14 protein-coding genes and 3 pseudogenes are annotated in these 16767 nt (G+C 72.3%); 9 read left to right on the forward strand and 8 right to left on the reverse strand.

The features are described 5' to 3' along the window. Nucleotides 1-40: 40 nt before the first annotated feature. From ACFSL4_RS16660 to ACFSL4_RS16675, 4 genes and pseudogenes are all read right to left on the reverse strand, one after another. On the reverse strand, nt 41-838 hold the full coding sequence (locus ACFSL4_RS16660) for an HAD family acid phosphatase (protein WP_381083241.1): 798 nt from the start codon (nt 836-838) through the stop codon (nt 41-43). A gap of 158 nt (nt 839-996) precedes the next feature. Beyond that, a pseudogene (locus ACFSL4_RS16665) lies at nt 997-2010 on the reverse strand (extracellular solute-binding protein); the annotation flags it as partial. Nucleotides 2011-2029: 19 nt separating this feature from the next. Further along, nucleotides 2030-2326 (reverse strand): annotated as a pseudogene (locus ACFSL4_RS16670) (dihydrodipicolinate synthase family protein); the annotation flags it as partial. Next, nucleotides 2323-2814 carry an FCD domain-containing protein gene (locus ACFSL4_RS16675; RefSeq protein ID WP_381083243.1) on the reverse strand — a complete coding sequence of 164 codons (492 nt, stop codon included), beginning with the start codon at nt 2812-2814 and terminating at the stop codon, nt 2323-2325. The pseudogene ACFSL4_RS16670 and the gene ACFSL4_RS16675, both read right to left, overlap by 4 nt. A 148-nt stretch (nt 2815-2962) precedes the next feature. On the opposite strand from ACFSL4_RS16675, the gene ACFSL4_RS16680 reads away from it, so the two are divergent. Next, a complete protein-coding gene (locus ACFSL4_RS16680) occupies nt 2963-4198 on the forward strand; it encodes an MFS transporter (RefSeq protein ID WP_381083245.1) in 1236 nt (411 codons plus the stop codon). Here the strand turns inward: ACFSL4_RS16680 and ACFSL4_RS16685 are convergent. Both ACFSL4_RS16685 and ACFSL4_RS16690 read right to left on the reverse strand, forming a co-directional pair. Continuing rightward, nucleotides 4132-5298: a hypothetical protein gene (locus ACFSL4_RS16685; protein ID WP_381083247.1), complete on the reverse strand. Its 1167-nt coding sequence runs from the start codon at nt 5296-5298 to the stop codon at nt 4132-4134. The genes ACFSL4_RS16680 and ACFSL4_RS16685 overlap by 67 nt on opposite strands. Then, entirely contained in the window at nt 5295-6236 is a 942-nt protein-coding gene (locus ACFSL4_RS16690; RefSeq protein WP_381083249.1) for a 5-dehydro-4-deoxyglucarate dehydratase, read from the reverse strand. The genes ACFSL4_RS16685 and ACFSL4_RS16690 overlap by 4 nt, the downstream gene beginning before the upstream one ends. Nucleotides 6237-6509: 273 nt before the next feature. On the opposite strand from ACFSL4_RS16690, the gene ACFSL4_RS16695 reads away from it, so the two are divergent. The 7 genes from ACFSL4_RS16695 to ACFSL4_RS16725 all read left to right on the forward strand — a co-directional run bounded on the left by ACFSL4_RS16695 (nt 6510) and on the right by ACFSL4_RS16725 (nt 13986). Continuing rightward, complete coding sequence (locus ACFSL4_RS16695; RefSeq protein ID WP_381083251.1) at nt 6510-7319, forward strand: NAD-dependent epimerase/dehydratase family protein; 810 nt, start codon at nt 6510-6512, stop codon at nt 7317-7319. A 272-nt stretch (nt 7320-7591) separates the two neighbouring features. After that, nucleotides 7592-8362, forward strand: coding sequence for a DeoR/GlpR family DNA-binding transcription regulator (locus tag ACFSL4_RS16700; RefSeq protein ID WP_381083253.1), 771 nt, complete (start codon nt 7592-7594; stop codon nt 8360-8362). 151 nt (nt 8363-8513) lie between these two features. Further along, a complete protein-coding gene (locus tag ACFSL4_RS16705) occupies nt 8514-9887 on the forward strand; it encodes an ABC transporter substrate-binding protein (protein ID WP_381083255.1) in 1374 nt (457 codons plus the stop codon). Then, nucleotides 9884-10831, forward strand: coding sequence for a carbohydrate ABC transporter permease (locus ACFSL4_RS16710; RefSeq protein ID WP_381083257.1), 948 nt, complete (start codon nt 9884-9886; stop codon nt 10829-10831). The genes ACFSL4_RS16705 and ACFSL4_RS16710 overlap by 4 nt, the downstream gene beginning before the upstream one ends. Then, nucleotides 10828-11709, forward strand: a complete 882-nt coding sequence (locus ACFSL4_RS16715) for a carbohydrate ABC transporter permease (RefSeq protein ID WP_381083259.1) — start codon at nt 10828-10830, stop codon at nt 11707-11709. Before ACFSL4_RS16710 ends, ACFSL4_RS16715 begins: the two co-directional genes overlap by 4 nt. Next, nucleotides 11706-12695: a zinc-dependent alcohol dehydrogenase family protein gene (locus tag ACFSL4_RS16720; RefSeq protein WP_381083261.1), complete on the forward strand. Its 990-nt coding sequence runs from the start codon at nt 11706-11708 to the stop codon at nt 12693-12695. Before ACFSL4_RS16715 ends, ACFSL4_RS16720 begins: the two co-directional genes overlap by 4 nt. Nucleotides 12696-12789: 94 nt before the next feature. Further along, nucleotides 12790-13986 carry a TerD family protein gene (locus ACFSL4_RS16725; RefSeq protein WP_381083421.1) on the forward strand — a complete coding sequence of 399 codons (1197 nt, stop codon included), beginning with the start codon at nt 12790-12792 and terminating at the stop codon, nt 13984-13986. Nucleotides 13987-14217: 231 nt separating this feature from the next. On the opposite strand, the gene ACFSL4_RS16730 is transcribed toward ACFSL4_RS16725, so the two are convergent. Beyond that, on the reverse strand, nt 14218-14784 hold the full coding sequence (locus tag ACFSL4_RS16730) for a TetR/AcrR family transcriptional regulator (protein ID WP_381083263.1): 567 nt from the start codon (nt 14782-14784) through the stop codon (nt 14218-14220). A gap of 161 nt (nt 14785-14945) precedes the next feature. Here ACFSL4_RS16730 and ACFSL4_RS16735 point away from each other — a divergent pair, with 161 nt between their 5' ends. After that, on the forward strand, nt 14946-16424 hold the full coding sequence (locus ACFSL4_RS16735) for an MFS transporter (protein WP_381083265.1): 1479 nt from the start codon (nt 14946-14948) through the stop codon (nt 16422-16424). Between the two features lie 36 nt (nt 16425-16460). Here the strand turns inward: ACFSL4_RS16735 and ACFSL4_RS16740 are convergent. Beyond that, nucleotides 16461-16579 (reverse strand): annotated as a pseudogene (locus ACFSL4_RS16740) (1-aminocyclopropane-1-carboxylate deaminase); the annotation flags it as partial. Between the last annotated feature and the right edge of the window lie 188 nt (nt 16580-16767).

Consider the following 16767-nt stretch of genomic DNA (forward strand, 5'->3'; position numbering starts at 1 on the left):
CGCCGGCCGCGGGGAACCCGGGGCCGGCGGCACGGTTCGGCTACTTCACGAAGTAGGTCGGGTTGGGGAGCTTGTACGTCTTGTCGGCGTAGCCCCCGTCGAGGTCCGAGTACTGGTCGCCGAAGTTGGCGATGATGTCGTACCCGAGGTCGTCCTCGATGTGCCGGCGGGTGGCGGACTTGTACTGGACGGTGGTGCAGGTCCAGGTGTCCGGCGTGGCGCACTCGTCCAGGTAGGCCGGCGGGTCGGCCTTGTCCTTGAGGAACATGTGGCCGGCGTCGAGGTTCACGTCGACGCCGATCTTCTTCAGGTTCTCCACGGCGGCGGAGCGCTGCGCCTCGCTCAGGCCCGAGTTGTAGAAGACCTCGACGCCCTTCTTCTCGGCGTACCGCACGAGTTCGGGGGTGCCGAAGACGGCCGGGCGGTCCGCCTTGTTGACGTAGTCGGCCCAGGTCGTCGGGTTGTAGGTGTAGTGGTAACGCTTCTCGTAGTCGAGGCTGAGGAGCAGGGTGTCGTCGATGTCGAAGACGACGGCCGGCTTCTCGCCCCGGTGGTGCGCCTTGCGGGCCGCCCTGTCGATGTAGCGCCGGGCGGCGGCGTCGACACCCGCCAGGTCCTGGGCGTAGGGGCTGTCCGGCGACGCCTGGTACACGCCGTCGCCGTCGAGCGTGGTGCCGTAGTAGGTGTCGATGTCCTTGACCAGGAGCCCGATGTTGTAGGGCTCGTGGGTGGAGTTCGCCGTCGACTGACCGGCGGTGGCCGCGCCGGCGCCGTAGAGGGCCCCGCCGGCGACGGCACAGGCGGCGGCGAGGGCCGCGATGCGAAGTGGCTTATGCATGACAGGTTTTCTACGCGCGTCGCGCCGCGAGCGCGAGGCCCGTTGCCCGATCGATACCTTCTCGCCCCGGCCACGGGCCCGCGCACGGCCGTCCGGAGCGGCTCGCGGCACCGCCTGCGACCGCGCCGCGCACGGCGGCGTCCAGTCGCCGGGCGGACGAGCAGCACCTTCTGGAAGTTCGGCTCGTTGTCGGCCTTGGAGATGGTGTCCCAGTCGGGCAGGTGGTACGGCAGTTGCACGATCTTCGTGCTGGTGCCGTTCAGCGCCTCGGCCGCGAGCCTGGTCGGCTCCGACCTCCGCACCCAGTCGTCCTGCGCGGCCTCGGTGTTCGCCGGCACCTGGCCCGCGGCCTCGTTCCACTTGCTGTTGGACGCGTGGGAGGCGGCGAACTCGATGAACTTCCAGGCCGCCGCCTTGTTCCTGCCCGACTTGAACAGGGCGAGCCCGTCGACGGTGTTGGAGACCTGCACCCGTGTGCCGTCGTCGAGCGTCGGGTTCGCAAGACCCCTGAACCTGTGCGCGTCCAGCGCCTTCAGGCGGTCCTCGTAGGAGCCCAGGTTGTGGCTCAGCATGCCGACGGTGCCGCTGTCCCACTGGGCGACCATCTTGGTGAAGTCGTTGTTGACGTCGGCGGACGGGGTGTCCGTCTTGTAGAGGGCGACGTACTTCTCCAGCGCGGCCACGTTCTTCGGGTCGTTGACCGTGGTCTTGTCACCGTTCCGGAACGAGGTGATCCCGCTCTGTCCGTACATGGCGTCCAGGGCCGGCGCGATCGGCCCCTCGCCGCCGCGGATGGTGAACCCGAAGCGGTTCCTGCCCTTGTCGGTGAGCCTGCCGGCGGCCTCGTAGAAGGTCGACCAGGTCGCCGGCGCGTCGAGGCCGGCCGCCTTGAACAGGTCCGTGCGGTACCACAGCGTGCCGTTGTTGGCGGAGGTCGGCACCATGTACGTGGTGTCGCTGCCGCCCGCGGCCTTGACGCTGTCGAGGAACTTCTGGTTGAGCCTGCCCTTCGGCGGGCTGTTCCCGATCCGGCCGTCGAGCGGCTCCAGGGCGTTCTGCGCGGCGATCTCGGCGAGCATCGCGGTGGTCACGCCTCCGACGTCCGGCAGGCCGCCGCCCTGGATGGCGGTGTCGTACTCGGACTGGACGCTCGCCGCGGGCACACCGACGTACGCCCAGGTCGTGGGCCTACCGGGCCGGGGCGACGGCGGTGGGCACGTCGTGCCCCAGAGCGACGAGGATCGCGGCCCGCTCTCCCGCCTCCTCGATGGTCAGCTCGGTGACCAGGCGCCGCTCGTCGGGGGTGAGGGCGCAGAACTCACCGGTGTTGCCGTTGGGCGTCAGGGTCGTGATCCCGGCGTCGAACAGCCGTCGCAGCAGGGCCCGGTGGGCGGCCCGGTCCACGGTGCCGTCCTCGGCGAACGGGGTCACCGGGATCGCCACCACACCGGCCAGGGCCGCCCGCAGGTCCTCGGACGTCGCGGTCATGCCCGGCCGTCCTCTCCCCGGTGCCCGGACGCGGGAAAGGCCCGCTGCACGAACGAGGCGATGTGGGTGTGCAGGGCGCTCGCCGCGCCGTCGGCCTCGCCCTCCAGGGCGAGCCGCAGGATCTCCCGGTGCTCGGCGGCCTCCCGCTCCCAGGAGGGCTCGGCGGCCCAGGCGACGGCGGAGACGAGCGCGGCCCGGTCGCGCACCTCGTCGAGCATCCGGCCGAGCAGCGGGTTGCCGCACGGCAGATACAGGGCGCGGTGGAACTCCCGGTTGGCGAGGGAGCGTTCGGCGGCGTCCGCCCGGCACAGGGCCTTGCGCCCGGCGTCCCGGAACACGGCGGCGAGCCCGGGCAGATGGCCCAGCAGGGTGCGCACCGGGCGCCCGGGGCGGGCCGTCACGTCCGCCGGCTGCTCGTCGCACACCCCGGCCGCGAGCCGGGCGACGACCCGTGACTGCGGTCCCAGGTCGAGTGCGGTGTCGGTCACCGCTTCTCCTCCAGCATCGTCCCTCGAAGGGCGGACCGACGGCGACCGCGGAACTCATCGTCGTGTGCCTGCGGGGAGGCAGGCCAGTGGCCTTTTAGGGCATCCGCCTCATCACGGGGGCGGGGCCTTAGCACCACGATGACCGGGCATGACGAGGACATGGACCGGGGCGCGCGTCCTGCGCGACCGCAACGCGGGGCTCTACCTGGCCGGGGTGCTGGTGTCGGGGCTGGGGACGTCGGCGCTGTGGCTGGCGGCCGGGGTGTGGGTCAAGGAGCTCACGGGCTCGGACGGGCTGGCCGCGCTGTGCCTGCTCGCCATGTGGGCGCCGACCCTGATCGCGCCCGCGCTGGGCACGATCGCCGACCGCGTGCGCCGCAAGCCGCTGCTGATCGCGGTGAACCTGGCCCTGGCGGTCCTCCTGCCCGCCCTCTGCGCCGTCGGCTCCCGGGACCGGCTGTGGCTGCTGTACGCGGTCCTGTTCCTGTACGGGGCGGCCGGCGTCGTGCACGACGCGGCCGAGTCGGCGCTGATGGCCACCGCCGTCGACGGCTCGCTGCTCGGTGACGTCAACGGCCTGCGGATGACCGCCACCGAGGGCACGAAGCTCCTGGCCCCGCTGGCGGGCGCGGGCCTGTACGCGGCGTACGGCGGCCCGGCCGTGGCACTCCTGGACGCGGCCACGTTCGTGATCGCCACCGCCCTGTACGCGGGTCTGCGGGTCCGTGAGAGCAGGCCGGAGCGGCCCACCGCCGGATGGCGCGCGGGGACGGCCGAGGGCGCGCGTCACCTGTGGGCGCATCCGCGGCTGCGGCCCCTGGTCCTGGCGGGCGGCATCACGATGCTCGCCGCGGGAGTCAACGGCGCGATGGTCTACGCCGTCGTCGACGGCCTCGGGCACTCCCCCGCCTACGCCGGGGTGCTCGCCGCCGTCCAGGGCGCCGGGTCGGTGGCGGTCGGGGCGCTCTCGGGCTCCGCCCTGCGCCGCCTGGGCGAGCGCCGGTTCGCGGCGTGCGGCATCGCCCTCACGGCCGCTGCCGTGGCGCTGCGCGCGATCCCGTCCGATCCGGTGGCGCTCGTGTGCGGTGCGGCGATCGGCCTGGGGCTGCCCTGTGTGCTGATCGCGGCGTACACCGCGGTGCAGCGGGAGACGCCGGGGCCGCTGCTGGGCCGCGCGGCCGCCACGGCGGGCACGCTGCTGTACGCGCCGAACGCGATCGGTCTGGCCGTGGGCGCGGCAGTGGTGGAGGCGATCGGCCACCGGGTGGTCCTGGTGGTGGTGGGTCTGCTCCTGCCGGTGGCGGTGACCCCGCTGCTTCACCGGCCCACGAGGGCCTCCCGCACCGCCTCCAGGTCGCCGTCGGACGCCAACCCGACGTGGTAGAGCCGCAGTTCCGTGGCGCCGAGCGCGGCGGCGCCCTCCGCGTCCGCGGCCAGCGTCCCCGGGCTGCCGCCCATTCCGGAGACGACGGTGAAGTTGGCCGCGAGGACGGTCTCCCGCCGGGCGTGCCGCGCGAACGGCGTCAGCAGGCCCGCGCCGCCGGTGCAGGGCACCACCACTCCGTCGGCGACGGACAGGATGTGCCCGGGGTCGACGCCCGCGTTCGCCCCGCAGTGGTACGACACCGGATCCGCGTGCAGCAGGACCTGGAAGCCGTCGCCGGGCGCGGCCGCGCGGACCGCGGCCACCGCCGCCTCCTGGAGGGTGCGGGCGGTGCGCTCGCGCCAGGCGCGCGTGGCGGCCGCCATGAACCCGCCGAGCAGCTTCTCGACGCCCGGCCAGCCTCCGCCGGAGGGCGCGCCGCGCCACACCGGCTCCAGCGCGGCCCGTACCGCCGCCGCCGGCTCCCCGGCATCCAGGCCCTGCTCCCCGTACCCCCGGCGGCAGCTCGCGCAGAAGCACAGCGACATGAGGTACTGCCCGGCGTCCCCGAGCGTCACCCCGCCCGTCTTGTCGTGGGCGTGCAGATGCGCGAGCCCGTACCAGCCGAGCGACTCCAGTTCGGTGCCGCGCGCGCCCGGCCGCCCGGCCGCCTCGGCCGCGAGGTCCACGAGGTAGGCGCGTGTGGCGGGCTGCGCGATGCACGGCGCCCAGGGGTAGCGGTCGCCGTAGGCGTTGACCACGGAGGTCTGCGGATGTTCCTCGCCGAGGCGGGAGTCGTGCGCCAGCACCACCCAGCTGTGCACGTCGACCCCGGCGCCGGCGAGCACCTCGGCGGCCTCACCGAACGCGTCGCCGGGGGCCCAGTCCCCGGCGGCGTGGGGGCGCAGGGCCCGGCCCTCCCAGCGCGGATCCGCCGGGTAGAGCACGGCCGCGTGGCGGGCTGTGACGACGCGGTGCCGGGGATGCCGGGGGGTCAGCGCGCGGGTGGAGTGGTAGGCGGACGCCAGCGTCACCTGGTGCACGCCCAGCGCGGCGATGCGGTCGGCCGCCTCCGGGTCCCCGTTGACGTCCCAGGGGTAGAGGAATGCAGAGGCCCTCACATGCCCTCCCGCAGCAGCGTCCGTCCGCGGTCGATGAGCCGGGCGAGCTGTGTGACGTGGTCCTCGGCCGGCTCGTGCAGCGGCGGACGCACCTCGCCGACGTCGAGGCCGCGCAGCCGGACGCCCGCCTTGACGAGGGAGACCGCGTAGCCGCGGCCCTGGGCGCGCAGTTCGACGAACGGGCGGTAGAAGCCGTCGAGGAGCCGGTGGGCGGTGGTGTCGTCGCCGGAGGCCAGTGCCTTGTGGAAGGCGAGGGCGATCTCGGGGGCGAAGCAGAACACGGCGGACGAGTACAGCGTGATGCCGATGCCGCGGTAGGCGAGCTGGGTCTGCTCGGCTGTCGGCAGCCCGTTGAAGTAGAGGAACTCGCCCTGGACCTCGGTGCGTACGGTGCTCACGATCCGCTGCATCAGGTCCAGGTCGCCGAGCCCGTCCTTGAAGCCGATGACGCCGTCCGTGCGGGCCAGTGCGGCCACCGTCCCCGGGGTGAACACGGCGTTGTCGCGCTGGTAGACGACGATCGGCAGCGAGGCCGCCGCGGCCAGCTCCCGGTAGTGCCGCAGCAGCCCCTGCTGCCCCGCGACGACCAGGTAGGGCGGCATGGCCAGCAGCCCGTCGGCCCCGGCGTCCCGCGCGAGATGTGCGTAGCGCACGGCGAGCGCGGTCCCGTACCCGGTGCCCGCCACGACCGGCACCCGTCCGTCCGCCGCCTCGACGGCCGTCCGGACGCACTCCTGGAACTCCTCGGGCGTGAGCGCGTGGAACTCACCCGTGCCGCAGCAGGCGAAGACGGCGGCGGCTCCCGCCTCGACGCCCGTGCGCACATGCGCCCGGTAGACGTCGAGGGCGACCGGGCCGCCGGGCGCGTAGGCGGTGACGGGGAAGAACAGCGGCCCGCTGGGAATGCCGAGTCGAGCGGCGAGAGTGGCTGACGTCACGGGCTCTCCCTTGAACAGGCGCTCGGATGCGCACCGGTCCGCCGGCCCTCGCCACCAGTGCACGTTCCTGATCTGCGTCCATATCCCTGAACTCGCCCACGCTAAGCGGCACCCTGGGGGCAGTCAAGCGGCCACACGCGCAGGACAACGGGCGAACACACCCCGAACACGCCGAGGCCGCCCCCGCTTGACGGGCCGCGCGGACGCTCCCTAGCGTGTACATGAATGTGAATCCTGTACACGAATGCGGCCGTTAACTCAAGGAGACCACGGATGCCCGCTCCCCGTACCGTTCTGCTGACCGGCGCCGCCGGAGGACTCGGCACCCTGATGCGGGGACTGCTGCCCGGGTACGGCTACACCCTGCGGCTGCTGGACCTCAGGCCGATCGAGGGCGAACCGGAGGCGATCACCGCGGACCTCGCCGACAGGGAGGCCCTGCGCGAGGCCGTGCACGGTGTCGACGCGATCCTCCACCTGGCGGGCATCTCCCTGGAGTCGACGTTCGACAAGATCCTCAAGGCGAACATCGAGGGCACCTACAACCTGTACGAGGCCGCTCGCGAGGGGGGCGTGCGCCGGATCGTGTTCGCCTCCTCCAACCACGCCGTCGGCTACACCCCGCGCCCCCAGGGCGACGACCCGCTGATCCCGGTCGACACCCCGCGCCGCCCGGACACCTTCTACGGCTTGTCGAAGTGCTTCGGTGAGGACCTCGCCCAGCTCTACTGGGACAAGCACGGCCTGGAGACGGTCTCTGTGCGCATCGGCTCCTGCTTCCCCGAGCCGACCAGCGTGCGCATGCTCTCCCTCTGGATGAGCCCCGCGGACGGCGCCCGCCTCTTCCACGCGGCCCTGACCGCCGAGAACGTCGGCCACACCGTCGTCTACGGCTCCTCCGCCAACACCCGCCTGTGGTGGGACCTGACCGACGCCCGGGCGCTCGGCTACGAACCGCGGGACGACTCCGAGCCCTACGCCGGCAAGCTCCTCGCCGAGCAGGGCGGCCTCCAGCCGGACGACCCGGCCCACGCGCGCCTGGGCGGCCACTTCGTCACGGACCCGCCGATCTGGCCGCACTGACGCGGACATTCCGGCGCAAGCGGGCGGGCGGGCACCGAACGGGCCCGCCCGCCGCCGCATTCGGGCATCCGCGGTGCCCGATCCCACCCCCCCGGCCCACAGCCCCGCAGGTCCGAGACGGGCACCACCCGGGCCGAACGGGCACACACGGGCGCCATCGGGCCTGCAACAGACCTGGTCACCGCCGCGCACCCGCTGTACAACTTCCCCCATGGGCCCCACCGGGCCCGAACGGGCAGCACGCACAGCACACAGGGAAGGCGGTGTCGGCCATGGCCGCGAGCACGGCGGAGGAGCGCCAGCGGGAAATCGTGCGGGCCGCCCGCCGCACCGGCTCGGTCGACGTCACCGCGCTCGCCGCCGAACTGGGCGTCGCCAAGGAGACCGTGCGACGCGATCTGCGCGCCCTGGAGGACCACGGGCTCATCCGCCGTACGCACGGCGGCGCCTACCCCGTGGAGAGCGCGGGCTTCGAGACGACCCTCGCCTTCCGCGCCACCAGCCACGTACCCGAGAAGCGCCGGATCGCGACCGCCGCGGCCGAACTGCTCGGGGACGCCGAGACCGTCTTCGTGGACGAGGGGTTCACCCCGCAGCTCATCGCCGAGGCGCTGCCCCGGGACCAGCCGCTGACCGTGGTCACTGCGTCCCTGGCCACCGCGGGCGCGCTCGCCGAGGCCGAGAACACGACGGTCCTGCTGCTGGGCGGACGGCTGCGGCCCGGCACGCTGGCCACCGTCGACCACTGGACGACGAAGATGCTGGCCGGGTTCGTGCTCGACCTGGCCTACATCGGCGCCAACGGCATCTCCCGCGAACACGGGCTGACCACGCCCGACCCGGCGGTCAGCGAGGTCAAGGCACAGGCGCTCCGTGCGGCGCGCCGCACGGTCTTCGCGGGCGTGCACACCAAGTTCGGGGCGGTGAGCTTCTGCCGGTTCGCCGAGATCGGCGACCTGGAGGCCATCGTCACCAGCACCCTGTTGCCGGCCTCCGAGGCTCACCGCTACGCGCTACTGGGGCCGCAGGTCATCCGGGTCTGACACCGCGGCCGCCCTCCGGACAACCGCACACCCCTCTCCCAACCGTCCGCCCGCCGCCCCCGGCGAGCCGCACGGCGGTCCCGCACACCCTCACACCGCCGACATCCGACGGCCTCCGCCGTTGACCACCCATGAGCGACCAGGAGCACCCATGCGAACCCAGAGCCGACGAACGCCCCGCACCCTGCTTGCCGTGGCCGCCGCAGGAACGCTGATCAGCCCCCTGCTCGCCGCCTGCTCGGGCGCCGGCGGCGCCGGCGGCGGATCCTCCGCCCACTCCATCAACGTCCTGATGGTGAACAACCCCCAGATGGTGGAGCTGCAGAAGCTCACCGCCGGCCACTTCACCAAGGACACCGGGATCAAGGTGAACTTCACCGTCCTGCCGGAGAACGACGTCAGAGACAAGATCAGCCAGGACTTCGCCAACCAGGCGGGCCAGTACGACGTCGCCACGCTCAGCAACTACGAGATCCCGATCTACGCCAAGAACGGCTGGCTCCACCCGATCGACTCGTACGTCAAGAGCGACACCGCCTTCGACCAGCAGGACATCCTCGCGCCCATGCGGCAGGCCCTCACCGCCGCGGACGGCAAGCTCTACGGCGAGCCCTTCTACGGTGAGTCCTCCTTCCTGATGTACCGCAAGGACGTCTTCCAGAAGAAGGGCCTGACCATGCCGGCCAAGCCCACCTGGCGGCAGGTCGCCGGCCTGGCCGCCGAGGCGGACGGCGCCGAACCCGGCATGAAGGGCATCTGCCTGCGCGGGCTGCCCGGCTGGGGCGAGGTGATGGCGCCGCTGACCACGGTCGTCAACACCTTCGGCGGCACCTGGTTCGACAAGGGCTGGAAGGCCCGGCTGGACTCCGAGGAGTTCCGGCAGGCCACGCAGTTCTACGTCGATCTGGTCCGCAAGCACGGGGAGTCGGGCGCCGCGCAGTCCGGCTTCGCCGAGTGCCTGAACGACATGACGCAGGGCAAGACGGCGATGTGGTACGACGCCACGAGCGGCGCCGGCTCGCTGGAGGCCCCCGGGTCCCCGGTCAAGGGCAAGATCGGCTACGTCCCGGCCCCGGTCGAGAAGACGGAGAGCTCCGGCTGGCTCTACACCTGGGCGTGGGGCGTCCAGAAGGCGTCCAAGCACGCCGACGACGCCTGGAAGTTCATCTCGTGGGCGTCCGGCAAGGACTACGAGAGGCTCGTCGGCAGGACGGCCGGCTGGGCCAACGTGCCCGCCGGCAAGCGCACGTCGACCTATGACATCCCGCAGTACCACCAGGAGGCGGCCGCCTTCGCCGACGTCACCCGGGACGCCATCGCGAGCGCCAAGCCGGCGGACCCGGGCGTGCAGCCGCGCCCCGCGCCGGGCATCCAGTTCGTGGGCATCCCCGAGTTCACCGACCTGGGCACCAAGGTCTCCCAGGAGATCAGCTCCGCCATCGCGGGCCGGCAGTCCGTGGACAGCGCGCTGAAGAAGTCGCAGCAGTACGCGAAGGCCGTCGCCAAGAAGTACGAGGGATCATGACCGTCACCAGCACCGCCCGGGTCGCCGCCGCCTCCGCGCGGCCGGCGGCCCGGCCGCCGAACCGCATGCGCGCGTGGGCCACGCGGGCCCCTCTGCTGCCAGCGCTGATCTTCATGATCGTCGTGACACAGCTGCCGTTCGTGGCGACCCTGGTGATCTCGTTCTTCGACTGGAACGCGCTGTACCCGGACGACCGCCACTTCGCCGGACTCGCCAACTACTCCGACGTCATCAGCACCCCGGAACTGCGCAAGTCGGTGTGGACGACCGTCCTGCTGACCGTCACCGTGGTGCTCGTCAGCCTGCTGCTCGGGCTGATCCTCGCGCTCCTGCTCGACCGCCGCTTCCGCGGCCGGGCCGCCGTCCGCACCATGCTCATCGCGCCCTTCCTGCTGGTGCCGATCGCGGCCGCCCTGCTGTGGAAGCACGTGCTGTTCAACCCCGAGTACGGCCTGTTCAACGGCGTCCTGCACTGGATCGGGGGAGACCGCGCGCCCCAGCCGGACTGGATCTCCGACATGCCGCTGGCGGCGGTCGAGGCATCGCTGGTGTGGCAGTGGACGCCCTTCATGATGCTCATCCTGCTGGCCGGGCTGCAGAGCCGGGACCCCGAGCTGGTCGAGGCGGCCCGGATGGACGGCGCGGGCGACTGGCAGGTGTTCGTCCACATCACCCTGCCGCATCTGCGCCGCTACCTCGAACTGGGCGTGCTGCTCGGCTCGATCTACATCGTGCAGAACTTCGACGCGGTGTTCACCATCACCTCCGGCGGCCTGGGCACCGCGAACCTGCCCTACACCGTCTACCAGACCTTCTACCAGGCGCACGAGAACGGTCTCGCCTCCGCGGCCGGCGTCCTCGTCGTCATCGGCTCCATCGCCCTGGCGACCTTCGCCCTGCGCGTCGTGTCGTCCCTGTTCCGTGAGGAGGCGTCCCGCGCATGACGACCACGGCCACCGCCGCACCACGTCCGCGCGCACCGCGACGGACCCGCTCCGGCCCCGGGCTCAGGGGCAACGCCCTCGGGGTGGCCGCCTGGCTGGCCGGCATCCTGTTCGTGCTGCCCATCGCCTGGATGGCCCTGACGTCCTTCCACTCCGAGACGGACGCTGCGACCAACCCGCCCTCCCTCACCGCCTCCCTCACCCTGGACAGCTACCGCGAGTTCTTCGGCCTGGACTCAGGCGCCAGCCCCTGGCCCTCGCTGATCAACTCGACGACGGCGTCGGTGGCCTCCACCGCGCTGACCCTGCTCCTCGCGCTGCCGGCCGCGTACGCGCTGTCCATCCGGCCGGTGAGGAAGTGGACGGACGTGCTGTTCTTCTTCCTGTCCACCAAGATGCTGCCGGCGGTGGCGGGCCTGCTGCCGATCTACCTCTTCGCCAAGGACGCCGGGCTGCTCGACAACGTCTGGGCGCTGGTCGTGCTGTACACCGCCATGAACCTGCCGATCGCGGTGTGGATGATGCAGTCCTTCCTGTCCGAGGTGCCGGTCGCGGTCATCGAGGCGGCACAGATCGACGGCGCCCGGCTGCCCACGGTGCTGGGCCGTGTGGTGGCCCCGATCGCCCTTCCCGGCATCGCCGCCACCGCGCTGATCTGCTTCATCTTCAGCTGGAATGAACTGCTGTTCGCCCGGGTGCTCACCGGCGTGGTGGCCGAGACCGCCCCCGTCTTCCTGACCACCTTCATCACCAGTCAGGGCCTGTTCCTGGCGAAGGTGTGCGCCGCGTCGCTCGTCATCTCCCTGCCGGTGCTGGCCGCGGGGTTCGCCGCCCAGGACAAGCTGGTCCAGGGCCTGTCGTTGGGAGCCGTCAAATGAAGGCCGCCGTCATCGAGTCCGTGGGCCGGGCCGTCGTCTCCCAGGTCCCGGACCCGACGCCGGGAGCCCGCGAGGTCGTCGTCGAGGTCGCGGCCTGCGGTCTGTGCGGTACGGATCTGCACATCCTCCAGGGCGAGTTCGCGCCCACGCTGCCGATCGTGCCGGGCCACGAGTTCGCGGGCGAGGTGGTCGGGGTAGGCACCGGCGTCACCGAGGTGTCGGTCGGCGACCGGGTGGCCGTGGACCCGTCCCTGTACTGCCACGAGTGCCGGTACTGCCGTACGGGTCACAACAACCTCTGTGAGCGGTGGGCCGCCATCGGTGTGACGACGGCCGGCGGTGCGGCGCAGTACGCGCTGGCCCCGGTCGCGAACTGCGTCAAGCTCCCCGAACACATCCGCACCCAGGACGCGGCGCTGATCGAACCGCTGTCCTGCGCGGTCCGGGGCTACGACGTCCTGCAGTCCCGTCTGGGCGCGCACGTCCTGATCTACGGCTCCGGAACGATGGGCCTGATGATGCTGGAGCTGGCGAAGCGGACGGGCGCGGCGAGCGTGGACGTGGTGGACGTGAACCCGGCGCGCCTTGAGACGGCGCGGCGGCTGGGCGTGACGGCGTCCGCGGCGAGCGCGGACGAACTGGACCGCCCTCAGGGCTGGGACCTGGTGGTGGACGCCACGGGCAACGCGGCGGCGATCCAGGACGGCCTCGGGCGGGTGGCGAAGGCGGGCACGTTCCTGCAGTTCGGCGTCGCCGACTACGCGACGCGGGTCACGATCGACCCGTACCGCATCTACAACCAGGAGATCACCATCACCGGTTCGATGGCCGTGCTGCACAGCTTCGAGCGGGCGGCCGAACTGTTCGCGGGCGGGGTGCTCGACCCCGGGGTGTTCATCAGCGACCGGCTTCCGCTGGAGCGGTACCCGCAGGCGCTGGAGCAGTTCGCGGCGGGGGTGGGCAGGAAGATCGTGGTGGTGCCGTAGGGGATCGGGGCCGGGGGCCCGGCCGCGTCGGCCATACGGCGGCGGGTAAGGGAACGGTAAAGCGCCCTCGCTCGTTACCTCAGGCATGACAGCTATGACCCCCGGCTCGAACATCCCTCTCTCCGCCGCCCGCGTGACGGTGGACGTCGCCGCCCCGGTGCGGCTCGACGTATCGGGCCTGCTGCTCACCTCCGACGGCAAGGTGCGCTCCGACGACGACTTCATCTTCTACAACCAGCCCGCGGGCCCCGGCGTGACCTACCGCTCGGGCGGCGGCACGAGCCCCGACTCGATCACGGTCGACACCGGTGGGCTCCCCCAGGGCATCGAGAAGATCGTCGTGACCGCGAGCCCGGACGCCGCGGGCCAGACCTTCCAGGGCATCGAGCCGACGGCCACGATCCGCGACGCGGACGACAACAGCGTCCTGGCCACGTTCACTCCCCCGCGCCTGGGCACCGAGACGGCCCTGGTGGTCGTGGAGATCTACCTGCGAGGCGGCGTGTGGAAGGCCCGCGCGGTCGGCCAGGGGTATGCGAACGGACTGGCGGGCATCGCCACCGACTTCGGGGTCACGGTGGAGGAGCCGGCCGCGCCCGCGCAGCCCGCCGTCCCGCCCCCGCCCGCCGCGCCTCCGGCACAGGTCGCCGCGCCCGCCGGTCCCCCGATGCCCGCCGCGCCTCCGGCGCCGCCCGCACCGGCTCCCGGCGGCGGGAAGATCAATCTGGACAAGGGCCGGGTCAGCCTCCAGAAGAACCAGACCGTCTCCCTCGTCAAGGGCGGCCGTCCGCTGCTGTCCCAGGTCAAGATGGGCCTCGGCTGGGAGCCCGCCTTCCGCGGGAAGGACATCGACCTGGACGCGTCCGTGATCGCCTACGGCCCGCAGCGCAACCACATCGACAGCTGCTACTTCGGCAAGCTGACCATCCTCGGCGGCGCCGTCAAGCACTCCGGTGACAACCTCACGGGCGAGGGCGCCGGCGACGACGAGGTCATCGTGGTCGACCTCGGACGCCTTCCGCAGGAGGTCACGGGCCTGGTGTTCACCGTGAACTCCTTCTCCGGGCAGAAGTTCACGGAGGTGGCCAAGGCGTACTGCCGCCTCGTCGACGCCGCGACCGACCAGGAACTGGTCCGCTTCGACCTCACGGGCACCGAGCCGCAGACGGGCGTGATGATGGCCAAGCTCATCCGGCAGTTCTCCGGGGAGTGGGAGATGACGGCCATGGGCGACTTCGTCAAGGCCCGCACGGTGCGGAACATGGTGAAGCCGGCGGCGCAGGCGCTGTAGGCGGTCGTACGATACCGCGGCACCCCGGGCCGGGGCCCTCGGGTGCCTCGCCCGTAGGACCGTGCGTGCGCGCCGACCGTAGGACCGTGCGTGCGCGCCGACCCTACAACCGCGGGCGCCCCGGCCCTGGAACCGCGGGCGCGCCAACCGTAGGACCGTGCGTGCACCGGCCCTGGAACCGCGGGCGCACCGGGCCCGGGCCCTCGGGTGCGCGGCCCTGGGGCCTCGGCCCTACGGCCGCAGCCCCTCCGTCAGCAGCGACAGATAGCGGCGAATGTGCCTGCCCTCGCCATCGGCGAGTTCGGACGCCGTCGCCACCCCGTGGGCCAGCCGGAGGATCTCGATCGGCTCGACGTCCGCCCGCAGGTCCCCCTCCCGCTGCGCGGCCTCGACCAGCCGCGTGGCGGCCTCCTTCATGCATGTGCCGCAGGCCGTGACGGCCGCCGAGCTGCCGTCCGTGACGGCCGATCCCAGCAGTGCCTTGAGGCCGCGCACCTGGATCGTTCCGGCGCACAGCTCGTTGAGCCATTCCACCAGCGCCTCACCCGGCGGAAGCTCCTTCGCGATCTCGTCCGCCCGCGCGGCGATCGCCTCGATCCGGTCGACGTAGGCCGCCTCCAGCAGCGCCTGGCGCGTCGGGAAGTGGCGGTAGAGCGTGCCGGAGCCGACCCCCGCGCGCTTGGCGATGTCATCGAGCGACGCGTTCTCACCGTACTCGGCGAACGCGGCGGCCGCCGCCCTCAGCAGCCGCTCGTAGTTGCGACGGGCGTCCGCTCGCATGGGCTTGACCTGCGGCATCCAGACACTCCTTGCGAACCGGGGACCATCTCCGTATCTTGTCGGGCACTAAACGGAGACAGTCCCCGGTTGCTTCCGCGGGCGGCTCGCGCCGCCCACACACCGTTCCTCCGTGCTGCCCGCATCCATCGTGCCCGGGGACGCCAGACCGGGAGAACTCCATGTCCACCCCGTCCGCACTGTCCACGACCACCTACGCGCCGTCCGCACCTCAGCAATCCGCCAGACCCGGCACCGTCCTCTTCGTCGTCGTCACCGCCTACCTGATGGTCGGCGTCGACTCGACCGTCGTCAACGTCGCCCTGCCCGACATCCAACAGGACCTCGGCTTCAGCCGCACCGGCCTGTCCTGGGTGCTCAACTCCTACAGCCTCGCCTTCGGCGGACTGCTGCTGCTCGGCGGGCGGGTCGGGGACATCGTCGGCCGCCGCCGCACCCTCACCGCCGGGGTGTTGCTCTTCGCCCTCTCCTCCCTCCTGGGCGGCCTCGCCACCGAGAGCGCCTGGCTGCTGACGGCCCGCGCGCTCCAGGGCGTCGGCGCCGCCCTGATCGCGCCCAGCACCCTCGCCCTGATCACCACCCACTTCCCCGAGGGGCCGCGCCGGCACCAGGCCCTGAGCGCCTACTCGTCCATGGCCGGCATCGGCGCCTCCGTCGGCCTCGTGCTCGGCGGCATGCTGACCTCCTGGGCATCCTGGCACTGGGCCTTGCTGATCAACGTGCCGATCGGTGCCGCGGTGGCCCTGGCCCTTTTCCGCTTCGTCACCGAAACCCCGCGTCACACGGGCCGGTTCGACGCCGCGGGCGCCCTCACCGGAACGGTCGGCACGGCCTCGCTCGTCCACGCGTTCATCCGCGTCTCGGATCAGGGCTGGAGCGACACCCAGGCACAGCTCGCCTTCGGCACGGCGGCGGCCATGCTCACGGGCTTCGTCCTGATCGAGTCCCGGGCCGGTCAGCCGATCATGCCGCTGCGTCTGTTGGCGGACCGCAACCGCGCGGGCGGCTGTACGGGCGTTCTGCTGCTGCCCGCGGGCATGTTCGGGGCGTTCTACTTCCTCACCCTGATCAGCCAGCAGGCCCTGCACTACAGCCCGTTGCGCGCGGGATTCGCCTTCCTGCCGATGACCCTGATGATGTTCACGACCGTCCGCCTCGTGCCGCGGCTGCTGGCGCGCCTCGGCGCCAAGCCGGTGCTGCTGACCGGCATGACACTGGTCGTCGTGGCGACCGGATGGCTGTGGCGGCTGCGCCCCGGCGACGGGTACGCCACCGGGCTGCTCGGCCCGCTGCTGCTGATGGGCCTCGGCGTCGGGCTGAGCTTCATGCCGCTCAACGCGACCATCCTCGCCGGTGTCCGTCGGGACGAGGCCGGCGCCGCCTCCGGTCTGCTGCAGACCCTGCAGTGGCTCGGCGGCACCCTCGGTCTGTCCGTCCTGGTCACGGTCTTCGGCACGGCGTCCCGGCACGCGACCGGCACCCCGGCGGGGATCCTCACCGAGGGCTCGTCCCGCGCGTTCGGTGTCGGCTGCCTGATCGCGCTGGCCGCCCTGCTGGTGTCGGCCTTCGCGATCACCTCCCCCCGTGCGCACGGCACCGCCGGACCGAGAGCCCCCGGCAGGAGCAGGACCGCTGCCTGACCTGCACGGACCGCTGCCGGACCGCTGCCCGACCCGGAAGAGCGCGCTGTACGCGTTCAGCGCGGGCTGCCCCCGAGACGGGCGTAGAGGACCGTGGAGCCCCGGTCGGCCTCCCCGCGCGAGACCAGGTCGACGAGCCCGTCCGGCGAAGTCCCGGCGGGTGAGCGACATCCCGTCTCCTGGGGAAGGGGAGCGAGTCCGGGTGGACGCGGGCCTCGTTGCGCGCATACGGCCCTCCCCCGTATGAAGGCGGGTTGAACGGGGCCCGACGCACGAGGGCGCCGTTCCGCGCATCCGTCACGCCGTGCCGCCGCGGGCTCTCACCGGACCCGACCACGCCGGG

Origin of the sequence: Streptomyces caeni (assembly GCF_042678285.1) — a bacterium.
In the GTDB taxonomy this organism is placed as follows: domain Bacteria; phylum Actinomycetota; class Actinomycetes; order Streptomycetales; family Streptomycetaceae; genus Streptomyces; species Streptomyces caeni.